This is a genomic window from Pseudomonas sp. F007 (assembly GCF_057814275.1).
The window spans coordinates 1-12001 of record NZ_JBVATA010000017.1 but is presented as its reverse complement, the minus strand read 5'-3'; the positions used below and the strand labels follow the sequence as shown (position 1 = coordinate 12001).

10 protein-coding genes and 1 pseudogene are annotated in these 12001 nt (G+C 62.5%); 7 read left to right on the top strand and 4 right to left on the bottom strand.

Annotation, left to right across the window (positions count from 1 at the left end; translation table 11 throughout):
* Positions 1-523: pseudogene (locus tag ACZYR5_RS29460) on the bottom strand (hypothetical protein); the annotation flags it as partial.
* 418 nt (positions 524-941) lie between these two features.
* On the opposite strand from ACZYR5_RS29460, the gene ACZYR5_RS29455 reads away from it, so the two are divergent.
* Positions 942-3068, top strand: coding sequence for a TonB-dependent receptor family protein (locus ACZYR5_RS29455; RefSeq protein WP_489092900.1), 2127 nt, complete (start codon positions 942-944; stop codon positions 3066-3068).
* An 11-nt stretch (positions 3069-3079) separates the two neighbouring features.
* On the opposite strand, the gene ACZYR5_RS29450 is transcribed toward ACZYR5_RS29455, so the two are convergent.
* Entirely contained in the window at positions 3080-4111 is a 1032-nt protein-coding gene (locus ACZYR5_RS29450; RefSeq protein ID WP_489092899.1) for an Ldh family oxidoreductase, read from the bottom strand.
* Between the two features lie 145 nt (positions 4112-4256).
* On the opposite strand from ACZYR5_RS29450, the gene ACZYR5_RS29445 reads away from it, so the two are divergent.
* From ACZYR5_RS29445 to ACZYR5_RS29420, 6 genes are all read left to right on the top strand, one after another.
* Positions 4257-5132, top strand: a complete 876-nt coding sequence (locus tag ACZYR5_RS29445; protein ID WP_489092898.1) for a MurR/RpiR family transcriptional regulator — start codon at positions 4257-4259, stop codon at positions 5130-5132.
* Positions 5133-5145: 13 nt separating this feature from the next.
* A complete protein-coding gene (locus ACZYR5_RS29440) occupies positions 5146-5901 on the top strand; it encodes a transporter substrate-binding domain-containing protein (RefSeq protein WP_489092897.1) in 756 nt (251 codons plus the stop codon).
* Between the two features lie 109 nt (positions 5902-6010).
* The gene (locus ACZYR5_RS29435) at positions 6011-6730 is read left to right on the top strand and encodes an ABC transporter permease (protein ID WP_489092896.1); all 720 of its coding nucleotides are present in this window, start codon (positions 6011-6013) and stop codon (positions 6728-6730) included.
* On the top strand, positions 6727-7437 hold the full coding sequence (locus ACZYR5_RS29430; protein WP_489092895.1) for an ABC transporter permease: 711 nt from the start codon (positions 6727-6729) through the stop codon (positions 7435-7437). The genes ACZYR5_RS29435 and ACZYR5_RS29430 overlap by 4 nt, the downstream gene beginning before the upstream one ends.
* 51 nt (positions 7438-7488) lie before the next feature.
* The gene (locus ACZYR5_RS29425; protein WP_489092894.1) at positions 7489-8730 is read left to right on the top strand and encodes an NAD(P)/FAD-dependent oxidoreductase; all 1242 of its coding nucleotides are present in this window, start codon (positions 7489-7491) and stop codon (positions 8728-8730) included.
* Positions 8731-8808: 78 nt separating this feature from the next.
* A complete protein-coding gene (locus tag ACZYR5_RS29420) occupies positions 8809-9534 on the top strand; it encodes an amino acid ABC transporter ATP-binding protein (RefSeq protein ID WP_489092901.1) in 726 nt (241 codons plus the stop codon).
* 699 nt (positions 9535-10233) lie between these two features.
* Here ACZYR5_RS29420 and ACZYR5_RS29415 read toward each other — a convergent pair.
* Together ACZYR5_RS29415 and ACZYR5_RS29410 are read right to left on the bottom strand one after the other, a co-directional pair.
* A complete protein-coding gene (locus tag ACZYR5_RS29415; protein ID WP_489092893.1) occupies positions 10234-11520 on the bottom strand; it encodes an SEL1-like repeat protein in 1287 nt (428 codons plus the stop codon).
* A partial coding sequence (locus ACZYR5_RS29410) for a phospholipase D-like domain-containing protein (RefSeq protein WP_489092892.1) occupies positions 11520-12001 on the bottom strand: 482 nt, incomplete at its 5' end. The genes ACZYR5_RS29415 and ACZYR5_RS29410, both read right to left, overlap by 1 nt.

Here is a 12001-nt window from a genome sequence, read left to right as displayed (position 1 = left end):
CCCAATCCTGCAGGTGCAAATACAAGCTGTAGAAGGTCAGGCTCGGCGGTACGTCCGGGCTGCCGGTGATGTGCGGCGCCTGCAGGTGGTGGCGCACCAGCACGAAATTGCGCGAGAAAGGCACGTCGACGGTGATGCCCTCGACGAAATAGCGGGTGGTCGGCGAGCGGCTGTCGACGCGGTAGGCCACCACCTCACCGTCCGCCAGACAATGCACGCTGGACTGATCCAGGGTGCCGGCGGTGCCGCCGTCGAAATGCACGCCGCCATGGAACATGCCGTTGCGCCCGAGCGGGTAGTAACCGGCGGCGGCCTTGGCCATGTGGGTCAGTTGCTGCAGCGTGTCACGGCTGTCCTTGAACGGGTGACTCCAGTTTTTCAGCGCGGGCAGCTTGGGTGTGTCGGGCAGCTTGGGGTTGAGGCCGTTGTCGCGGATGGGCAGGATTCGCGGTTTTGGCCGATCGGTGGGCGCCCTCTTGGGCACATCGGGAAGGCCGAAAAAGAAAGAAAGCCAACTGGCCATGTTGAGTGTCGCTCCTTGTTTTGCGAAGAATCAGGCAGGGAATCCGTGGAGTTCAGGGCACGGATCGGTGCTTGTTCAAGGGCGCAAGGAGAACTTTTCCTACCCTCGTTCAAGCGCTGGAAGGCTTTCACGAAGGCGATAACGGATGGAATCAGATGATTCTGTGTTGAGCGTAGGAAGCATCTGTATATCTAAGCGCTGTTCTGTAGGACCTGACGAAAGACACTGCAGCCCACACTTCAAGCCACAATTCCCCCCTTGGCGATCCGCCCAAAACCCGCTGCAATGCGCCCCGCCCAAACCCGCCAACCAGCAAAACCACTTCCATGCAAAAAATCCAAAATCCCCATGTGTTCCCCTCGTCCTTTCAAACGTCGCACTGTTCATTCCCCGTTTTCATCCGTCCGGAGCTCCCCCCATGCCCTCACCCAAATCCCTGCCCACCGCACTCCTCGGGCTGGCCCTCGCCTGTCCGGCCCTGGCGCATGCCGAGGGGCTGGAGTTGGGGCAGGTGTTGATTGATGCGCCGGGGCTCGAGGGTGCCGACCAGAGCGTGGCCGAGGCCGAGGCGCGGTTGGCGCAGGTGCCGGGGGGCAGCAATCTGGTGGACATGCGCCAGCCGCTGCAGGGTCGGGTGGCGAGCAATCAGGATGTGCTGGCCTATCAGCCGGGGATTTACGCGCAGTCGGCGGGCAATGAAGGGGTGAAGATTTCGATTCGCGGCTCGGGCATCAACCGCGCGCCGGGGGCCCATGCCTCGGGGATCTACGCGATGCTCGACGGCCTGCCGCTGACCGGACCGGGCGGTACGCCTTATGAGCTGTTGGAGCCGTTGTGGCTGGATCACCTGGAAGTGCTGCGCGGCGCCAACGGCTTTGATCGCGGCGCGCTGGCCCTCGGCGGCGCCATCGATTATGTCAGCCACACCGGCTACAACGCGCCGAAGTTGCAGGTGCGCTATGCCATGGGCAGTCACGGCTATGTGCAGCGCCAGGTCAGTTCCGGGCAGGTATTGGGTGATCTCGATTACTACGTGGCGCTGACCGACGCCATTGCCGATGGCTATCAGGATCACACCGCCAGCGAGAGCCAGGGGTTGATCGCCAACGTCGGTTATCGCTTCAACCCGCAGCTGGAAACGCGCTTCTACATGCGCTACCGCGAAACCGATAACGACCTCGCCGGACGGGTGACCAAGCATTCCATCGAGCACGATCCACGGGCTGCCAACCCGGCCTACGTGACCCGGGACGACAGCCGCAAACAGCCCGGCAGCACCTTTATCGGCAACAAGACCACCTACTACATCGACGACGATTCCAGCGTGCAGGCCGGCCTGGTCTATCACGACTATCCGATGGACCTGCGCGAAGGCCCGAACCGCCTGAAGGTCGCCTACACCGATGTCAGCGGCACCTTCGACTACAAGCGTCGCGATACCCTGTGGGGCCTGGAAAGCCACAGTACCCTGGGCCTGCGCAGCACCAAGCACCTGCCGAACGCCGGTGCCAGTGAGCGGGTGCGCATTCCCGGCGGCAACACCGCTGGCTACGCGCCAGGCACCCCCATGCGCAATTTCACCTACCAGGGTTCAGACAACGTGCTGCATGCCAGCAATGACCTGGAGATTGCCGACGACCTGTGGCTGACCACCGGCCTCGCCGCGATCTACACCCGCCGTGAAAGCGCAGTGACCTACCCGGACGGCGGCGGCAAGACCAGCATGAGTGACTGGGACTACGCGCCGCGCATCGGCCTGCGCTACCAGCTGACGCCCGAGGTGCAAGTGTTCGGCAATCTCAGCCGTTCGGTCGAGGCGCCTCATCCGTGGTCGCTGATCTACAGCGCCAACCAGCGTTTTCCAGCGGGCAGCGGCCCGGCCACCGGCACCCAGCGGGTGCCCATCGAGTTGCAGAACCAGACCGCGACCACCCTCGAACTCGGCGGTCGTGGCGACGCGGCGCTGGGTCAATGGAGCCTGGCCTGGTACTACGCCCAGGTGCGCCATGAACTGCTCTCGGTGCTGCCGGACGCCAGTGCCGTCACGCCCTATGAACTGAACGCCAGCCCCACCGTGCACCAGGGCGTGGAAGCCAGTCTGCAGAGTGCCCTGTGGGCGGCGGCGGATGGCGGCAAGCTGAGCCTGCGCCAGAGCTACACCTTCAGCGATTTCCACTACCGCGACGACGAGCGTTTCGGCGACAACCGCCTACCGGGCCTGCCGATGCACTACTACCAGGGGGAATTGCGCTACGACTGGCCGCAGGGTTTCTTCGCTGCGCTCAACACGCAACTGGTGTCAAAGGTCGCGGTGGATTACGCCAACAGCTATTACGCCGATCCTTATGCGCTATTCGGTGCGACCCTCGGCTGGAATGCACCCAAGGGCGACTGGCAGACCTGGCTCGATCTGCGCAACCTGACCGACAAACACTACGCCGCCACCGTCACACCGGGCTACGACGACAAGGGCCTGGACGCCGCCCGTTCGACGCCAGGCGAAGGCATGGCGGCGTACGTCGGCGTCACCTGGAATCTGCTCTAAAGGCGCCCGCCTCAGCCGGCCAATTCACGCAAGCGTGCCAACTCGGCGGCCGGCAGGGCGATGCCTCGCGCCAACGAGGTGGCTCGTTCCTGAAAGCGTCGGTCGCCGGGCATGCGTTGCAGCCCGACTTCGCGCATGTGCCGCACCAGCTCTTCGCTGCGGCTGGCGAACCCGGCGCCACCGGCCTTGCTCGGATCGATGACGATAATCAGCTGGCCGGTCCACGGCGTTTGTGCGCCAGGATGCTTGGACCAGTCGAACTCGAAAGAGAAGTTGCCGCCGGTCAGCGCTGCCGCCAGCAACTCGACCATCATCGACAACGCCGAGCCCTTGTGTCCGCCAAACGGCAACAGCGCGCCACCGCCGAGGATGGCTTTCGGGTCGCGGGTCGGCTGGCCCTGGCTGTCGACGCCCATGCCCTCGGGCAACAACTCACCCTTGCGCGCGGCAATCTGCACATCGCCATGGGCAATGGCGCTGGTGGCCAGGTCGAAGACGATTGGATCACCGCCGGCACGCGGCGCGGCGAAGGCGATCGGGTTGGTGCCGAACAGCGGCCGTTGCGCGCCGTGGGGCACCACGCAGGTCATGCTGTTGACCACGCTCAAGGCCACCAGGCCTTCATCGGCAAAGGGTTCGACGTCCGGCCACAGTGCGGCGAAGTGGTGCGAGTTACGAATCGCCAACACTGCGATCCCGGCGCTGCGGGCTTTCTCGACCAGCAGGTTGCGGGCCGCCGCCAGGGCCGGCTGGGCGAAACCGCCGCCAGCGTCGACCCGCACGAAGCCCGACGCCGCGTCTTCAACCTTGGGCACGGCCTGGCCGTTGACCCAGCCGCTGGCCAGCGACGACAGGTAGCCGGCAATCCGGAACACGCCATGGCTGTGGGAGCCGTCGCGCTGGGCACTGGCGCAGTTGTAGGCCAGCACCTTGGCCACCTCGCTCGAGGTGCCGTGGCGTTCGAAAATCTGTTGCAGCAACAGCGTCAGGTCGGCGAACGAGATGGCGGCCATTTCCGCCGGGGCGGCAGTGGGTTGGGACATGCTGAGGCTCCAATCGAATTGTTTTTATGAGTATGAGGCGGTGCAAGCAACTATCCAGCCGTGACAGTTATCTGTCAAATGTTGACTTTATGACAGAAAACATCCATTTTCTGCCCCAAGCGCTGAATAACAACAGGAAACAGCCTTGAGCCAGCCTATCAAACAACGCCTTGAAAGTAGCCTGTCCACCGCCGCCGCGTCGGGCCGGGCGATTGCCAGCTATATGTTGGCCAATCTCTATGAACTGCCGTTCCAGACCGCTGCCGATATCGCCGCCAAATTGAATGTCAGCGAATCCAGCGTCGGGCGCTTCTGCCGTTCCATCGGTTATAGCCATTTCAAGGATTTGAAGAACGACCTCAAGGCCGACCTCGGCGACGGCCCGTGGCTGGTCGGCGACCGCCTGCTGGAATTCCGCCAGCAAGCCAGTGAGGGCCCGCAAGGCCTGCCGCGCAGTTTCGAGCTGGAAGTGGCGGCGCTGGTCAAGGTCTACGAATACAGCCTGACCCCGGCCTGGCACGCCGTCAGCCAGCGCCTGGCGACTCGGCGCAAAGTGTTCGTCGCCGGCTTCCAGACCGAGCGCGGCATCGCCGCCTCCATGGTCCACCTGTTGCAGTACCTGCGCGATGACGTGCACTGGGTCGACGGCGCCGCCGGGCATTACGCCGAAGTGCTGCTCAGCGTTCCCGAAGACAGCGCCCTGGTGGTATTCGAAGCCCGGCGTTATTCGCGCCACGCCCTGACCCTGTGCCGCAAGGCCCGCGAAGCCGGGATCGCGGTGACCCTGGTCACCGACACCTTCTGCGACTGGGCCGAGCAGAACGCCGACGAGGTGTTCCGCGTGCCCACCGAATTCAATCTGTTCTGGGAATCGACCGCAGCGATGCTGTCGCTGGTCCACCTGCTGGTCAACGACGTCTGCAAGCAAATGCCCGCTGCCGTCGAAAAGCGTCTGGAGGCCATCGCGGCGCTGCACAACGAGTTCGTTGGATACACATCGTCACCAAGCTCAAAACAATAAAACGAGGTGCTGGATGAAACACGTCATTCGCTTTGCCGGTGCATGTGCAATGGTCCTGGCTGCGGCCAGCAGCGCGCAGGCTGAAGTACTGAAGATCGCCACCGAAGGCGCTTACCCGCCGTTCAACTACGTGGACTCGGACAACAAGCTGCACGGTTTCGATGTCGACATCGCCAACGCGCTGTGCGAGCGCATGAAGGTCGAGTGCAGCATCGTCGCCCAGGACTGGGAAGGCATTATCCCGGCGCTGATGGCGAAGAAATACGATGCGGTGGTGGCGTCGATGATCGCCACCGACGAACGCAAGCAGAAGATCGATTTCACCCAGCACTACTACCGCACCCCGCTGTCGGTGGCGGTGCCCAAGGACTCGCCGATCACTGACGCGCAGACTAAATTCAAGGGCCTGACCGTGGGCGCCCAGGCGTCGTCGACCCAGGCCATCTACGCCGAAGATCACTACGCGCCGGCCGGTGCCGACGTGAAGTTCTACCCGACCCTGGACGAGGCCAACAGTGATCTGGCCGCCGGTCGCGTCGACGGCGTGATTGCCGACAAATTCCCGCTGCTGGCCTGGCTCGGCACTGCCGGCAAGGACTGCTGCAAGCTCCTCGGCGACGTCAACGGCACCACCGCCGACGCCTCGATCGCCGTGCGCAAGGGCGACGACGCCCTGCGCGAGCGCTTCAACAAGGCGCTGGATGAAATCGTCGCCGATGGCACCTACAAGCAGATTTCCAGCCGTTATTTCGACTTCGATATCTACTGATTCCCCGCCCCTCGGGCCTGCCTGAGGGGCATCCAATGCCGACCAATTGCACCCTGCCCCGGCGGGCGCGGTGCCGCGTGCGTGCTTAATTTCTGCAGAGGGTTCGAGCATGTTCGAACATCTATCATTACTGTCTTTCGCCAGCGGCGGTTGGGGCTCGGCCCTGCTCGCCGGCGCGCTGGTGACCATCGTCCTGGCCCTGAGCTGCCTGCCCATCGGCCTGCCCCTGGGCCTCGGCCTGGCGCTGGCCGCCCGCTCGAAACGGCGTTGGCCGCGGGCCATGAGCACGGTGTTCGCCACCGTGTTCCGTGGCCTGCCGGAATTGCTGACGCTGCTGATCATCTACTACGGCTGCCAGATCGGCGCGCAGAAACTCCTCGCCGCGATGGGCTACGAGGCCGAAGTGGCGATCAACCCATTCGTGGCCGCGATGATCGCCTTCAGCCTGGTGTTCGCCGCGTTCTCCAGCCAGATCTGGCTCGGCGCCTTCAAGACCGTGCCCAAGGGCCAGTTCGAAGCCGCTGCGGCCCTGGGCCTGTCGCGCTGGACTACCTTCACCAAGGTGGTGCTGCCGCAACTGGTGCGCATCGCCCTGCCCGGCCTGTCGAATAACTGGCTGTCGCTGCTCAAGGACACCTCGCTGGTGTCGACCATTTCCCTGGTCGACCTGATGCGCCAGACCAACCTGGCGGTCAGCGTGACCAAGGAGCCGATGCTGTTCTACACCGTGGCCTGCTTCGGCTATCTGTTTTTCTCGGCGCTGTCCGGTCGCCTGTTCCAGTACCTGGAGCAATACTTCAGCCGCCATCAACGGAGCGCGCGGACATGAGCCTGATGGAATTGCAGCAGATGTTCCTCAGCCCCGACTTGCTGGAACGCTACGGCCCGCGCTTTATCGACGGCCTGCTGGTGACCGCCAAACTGGTGGCGATCTCCTTCACCCTCGGCGCCCTGCTCGGCTTGCTGCTGGCCCTGGGACGCTTGTCGAGCAACCGTTTTCTCAATCGTTTCACCAGTGTCTACGTGTACTTCTTCCGAGGCTCGCCGCTGCTGGCGCAACTGTTCATGCTGTATTACGGGCTCGGCTCGTTCAAGGGCTTCTGGCAGGACGTCGGTCTGTGGTGGTTCTTCCGCGATGCCTGGTTCTGCACCCTGCTGGCGTTCACCTTGAACACCGCGGCCTATCAGGCAGAGATCCTGCGTGGCGCCATCCTGTCGATCGCCCAGGGTCAGCGTGAAGCCTCGAAAGCCCTGAGCCTGTCGCGCTGGACCAGCTTTCGCAAAATCATCCTGCCGCAGTCGCTGCTGGTGGCCATCGGGCCGCTGGGCAATGAACTGATCCTGATGATCAAGGCCAGTGCGATTGCCTCGCTGGTGACCATCTACGACCTGATGGGCGTGACCAAGCTGGCGTTCTCCCGCAGCTTCGATTTCCAGATCTACCTGTGGGCCGCGGTGCTCTACCTGATCATCGTCGAAGTGGTGCGACGCAGCCTCAAGGCGCTCGAAGGCCGCCTCGGCCGCCACCTGCAGTAATGCGAATTGACTCGGGCTGCCGTGGCCGCCCCCTGTATCAAGGATCTACCCATGCATTGCGACACCATCGTTCTAGGCGCCGGGATTGTCGGCGTCAGCACCGCGCTGCACCTGCAGGCCCGTGGCCGCAAGGTCGTGCTGATCGACCAGCAACAGCCGGGCAACGGCACCAGCCATGGCAACGCCGGGCTGATCGAGCGCGCCAGCGTGATTCCTTATGCCTTCCCGCGTCAGCTGTCGAGCCTGCTGCGCTACGCCGGCAACCAGCAATCCGACGTGCGCTACAGCCTCAAGCACCTGCCCAAGGCCGGCCCGTGGCTGCTGCAATACTGGCGTCACTCCGGGGCCAAGGGCCTGGCTGCCGCGACCCGGGCGATGTTGCCGCTGGTGGAGCGCTGCGTCAGTGAACACGATCAACTCTCGGAGCCAGCCGGCATGCAGCACCTGATCCAGACCAGTGGCTGGATCGAGGCCTACAGTTCACCCGCCGCCTTCGCCAAGGCCCAGCAGGATGCCGCGGCCCTCAAGGACTTTGCCCTCAATTACCGAGTACTGGACCGCACGCAGATGCACGCCAAACAGCCTGGCCTGCACCCCGACGTGGTCGGTGGCATTCACTGGCTGGACCCCAAGACCGTCAGCGATCCCGGTGGCCTGACCCGCGGTTATGCCGACCTGTTCGTCGCCCGGGGCGGGGTGTTCGTGATTGGCGATGCCCTGACCCTGCAGCAGCGCGTCGGCAAATGGGAAGTGCTCAGCGAACAGGGCCTGGTGGTTGCCAATGAAGCGGTGGTCGCCCTTGGCCCGCAGGCGCGCGGCGTGTTCGAACCGCTGGGCTACAAAATTCCGCTGGCGATCAAGCGCGGCTATCACATGCATTACGCCGCCCTGCCCGGCGCCTGCCTGCAGCAGCCGCTGCTGGATCCGGTGGGCGGCTACGTGCTGGCGCCGATGGTCGGCGGGATTCGCCTGACCACCGGCATCGAGTTCGCCGACAGTGAAGATCCGATCAACGAAATCCAGCTGCGCCGTTGCGAAGAGTTGGCCAGCGCCTTCTTCCCGCTCGGCGAACGCCTTAACGCCGAACCGTGGCTGGGTCGTCGCCCATGCCTGCCGGACATGTGCCCGGTGATCGGCCCGGCGCCCCGGCACAAGGGCCTGTGGTTCAACTTCGGGCATGCCCACCACGGCCTGACCCTGGGTCCAGTGACCGGGCGCCTGCTGGCGGAACTGATGACCGGCGCCGCGCCCTTTACCGACCCAACTCCTTACAGCGCCGAGCGCTTCCACTGATTGTCGGAGATTCACATGTCTGCTCTCTCTGCCGTTAAAGATGCCGCGCCTCACACCCGTGCCGACAACCGCAAGGTGGTGGTCGATATCGCCGGCCTGAACAAGTTTTATGGCGCTTTCCATGTGCTGCACGACGTCGACCTGAAAGTGCGCGAAGGCGAGCGCATTGTCCTCTGCGGCCCCTCCGGCTCCGGCAAGTCGACACTGATCCGCTGCATCAACCAGCTGGAAATCGCCGAGAAGGGCCGGATCCTGGTCAACGGTACCGACCTTGCCCACACCACCCGCGAAGCGGCCAAGGTACGCAGCGAAATCGGCATGGTGTTCCAGCACTTCAACCTGTTCCCGCACATGAGCGTGCTCGACAACTGCACCCTGGCACCGATCTCGGTCCGTGGCCTGAGCCGCAAGAAGGCCGAGGAACTGGCCGAGCACTTCCTGCAGAAAGTCGGCATTGCCAGCCAGGCCGGCAAGTACCCCAGCCAGCTCTCCGGCGGCCAGCAACAGCGGGTGGCGATTGCCCGGGCGCTGTGCATGGAGCCGAAGATCATGCTGTTCGACGAACCGACCTCGGCCCTCGATCCGGAGATGGTCAGCGAAGTGCTGGACGTGATGGTCAAGCTTGCCGGCAGCGGCATGACCATGCTCTGCGTCACCCACGAAATGGGCTTCGCCCGGCAAGTGGCCGAACGCGTGCTGTTCCTCGACGGCGGCCGCATCATCGAAGACGCCCCGCCCGAAACCTTCTTCAACACCCCGCAAAGCGCACGGGCCAAGGCGTTTCTGGCGCAGATTGTTCATTGAGGCAGTTGAACAGGTAAATCATGTGACTGACCTGTAGGAGCTGGCTTGCCAGCGATGCAGACACCTTGGTTTGGCAGGTAATCCGAGATGATGCTATCGCTGGCAAGCCAGCGCCCACAATGTTTGCGGTGGATGCAGAGCTTGTGATCAGCCACAAATTCCTTGTGGGACCGAGCCTGCTCGGGATGAGGCCGGCACGTCCAACCTGTGCATTGCCTGACACACTGCCATCGCGAGCAGGCTCGCTCCTACAAGGTTTGCGGTGACCGCAGATTCTGTGATTCACCACAAATTCCTGTGGGACCGAGCCTGCTCGGGAAGAGGCCGGCACGTCCAACCGGTGCATCGCCTGACACACTGCCATCGCGAGCAGGCTCGCTCCTACAAGGTTTGCGGTGACCGCAGATTCTGTGATTCACCACAATTCCTGTGGGACCGAGGCTGCTCGGGATGAGGCCGGCACGTCCAACCGGTGCATTGCCTGACACACTGCCATCGCGAGCAGGCTCGCTCCTACAAGGTTTGCGGTGACCGCAGATTCTGTGATTCACCACAAATTCCTGTGGGACCGAGTCTGCTCGGGATGAGGCCGGCACGTCTGCCAGGGACATCGCCTGAAACACCATTATCGCAGGCAACGGAACGTCGCCCGGTTGTTCCTGCATGGTCGTTGTTGGCGATTCAACAGCTTGCCATCCATCATCCAAGCAACTGCCATCTCAGCCCGACCTCCGTGGGCACCAGCGTGGCGGAGAGTGGCCAGATGCGTGCGCGGTAGTGGGCGCCCTCCACGTAGGGCATGGCCTCGCCCTTTTTGACATAACGATCATCGGGGTATTTCTTCACCGTGTAGAAGTGATAGTTGTACGAATCGATCTTCCAGTAGCCGCTCTCCGGGCAAACCGAACCGCTGCGGCAGGTCACCCCGTGGAAGCGTGCATCCTTGAATGCCGGAGAACCTGGCATGGGTTTACCGGTGGCCGGGTCGAGGACCATGGCCTTGGTCAGTTGCTCGATCAATTCTGGGCTGGGTTTTTCGGGGGGGATGTTGGCCAGGCGCGCTTCGACCCATTGCAGTTTGCCGTCCCAGGCGGGGAGCTTGGCGGGGGGTAGCGGGATGATTTCGTTGATTTCGGGGACGCTGGGGTTGGCGTAGGAGTAGCCCGAAAGTAAGTTGCCAATTTTCTCGTATCGCTCGGCGCGTTCGAGGTCTTCCGTTTGACCGAGGTAATACAGGCGATTATCCGGTTTGGGACCTCGAAATCCATTCTCCAGAAAGGAGGCTGAGCCGCTGTCGCCAGCCGCGACACCTAACTGGAATACTGTTAGTGCCTCTTGGAAGTCACTTTTATTTTTGAGGTTGATTCCCAAGGCATTAGCCGCCCTACCATGACCCTGCTCTGCAGCACAGCGGCGCATCTTGCGAGCGATATCGGGTGCAATATCACTCGGCGCCAACTTCTCAGCGATATCGAACTGAGCCTGGGCACTACCCTTGTCGGCGGCCTTGCGGTAATAACGTAAGGCCATATCTGAGTCTTGCTGCAACCCGGCCGAACCCTGTTCCAACATGATCCCGATTAAGTAGTACCCCGTCGCCACCCCCTGATCGATCAGTTGTTGACTCAAGCGCAGATGTTCCAGACCACGCAACGTGAAGTGCCCACGCATCGCCCCATTTTGCAGGTTGATATTGGCTTTAAAGTGCCCATTCTCTGCGGCGATGCGGTACAAGCGCTCGATCTCGACATTGACGCTTTTCTCGCGCTTGAGAACATTGTTTTTCTGAAGCCAACGAGCGTACTGAAAGACCACATCAGCTTCGGCCGTAGGCGCGGCTATTTGCTCGTGGGCACAAGTAAAAGCCAACTTAGCCTTGATCTCGGTGAGTGGTATCACATGAGGGTCCTTTTTCATATAAGTGAAGGTGCTGCGGCTATCGCAAGCAGCCAGCAGCAGGCAAGACAGCAGAAGGAGACGGCGCATCAATCGAGATTCTTCAAAGTGCGTTTGTCATAATGGAATTCAACGAGGGGGGCGTAGGGCACCCCGTTAGTCTTGTCCGTCTGACGATCTTTGTTTTCGTTGATGATGTCTTGCCAAGCGTTGAAAGCCTTCCTCGCATCATCCTGCACCCCCAACCCACCCGTATGCATATCCCACAACCGCCGACGCAGCGCCTGCGTCACACTCGCCCACTCATGGGCAATGTTCAGCTCACTGTCGACCTGCATGCTGCGGGTGTTGAGATTGGCCGAGCCCTGGGTGGTGAAGACGTCGTCGACGATCATCAACTTGGAATGGATGTACACCGGGGTCCAGGGCCTGCCGGCCGGTGAATCGGGGGCCACCAGCGAGCAGATGTGCACTTTCAATCCAGGAATGTCTTCGGCCAACACGCTGCTGTCGTTGATCTCCTTGATCTTCCGGTCAAGCTCGCGCTGCCACTGCGCCAGTTCGCGCTGGC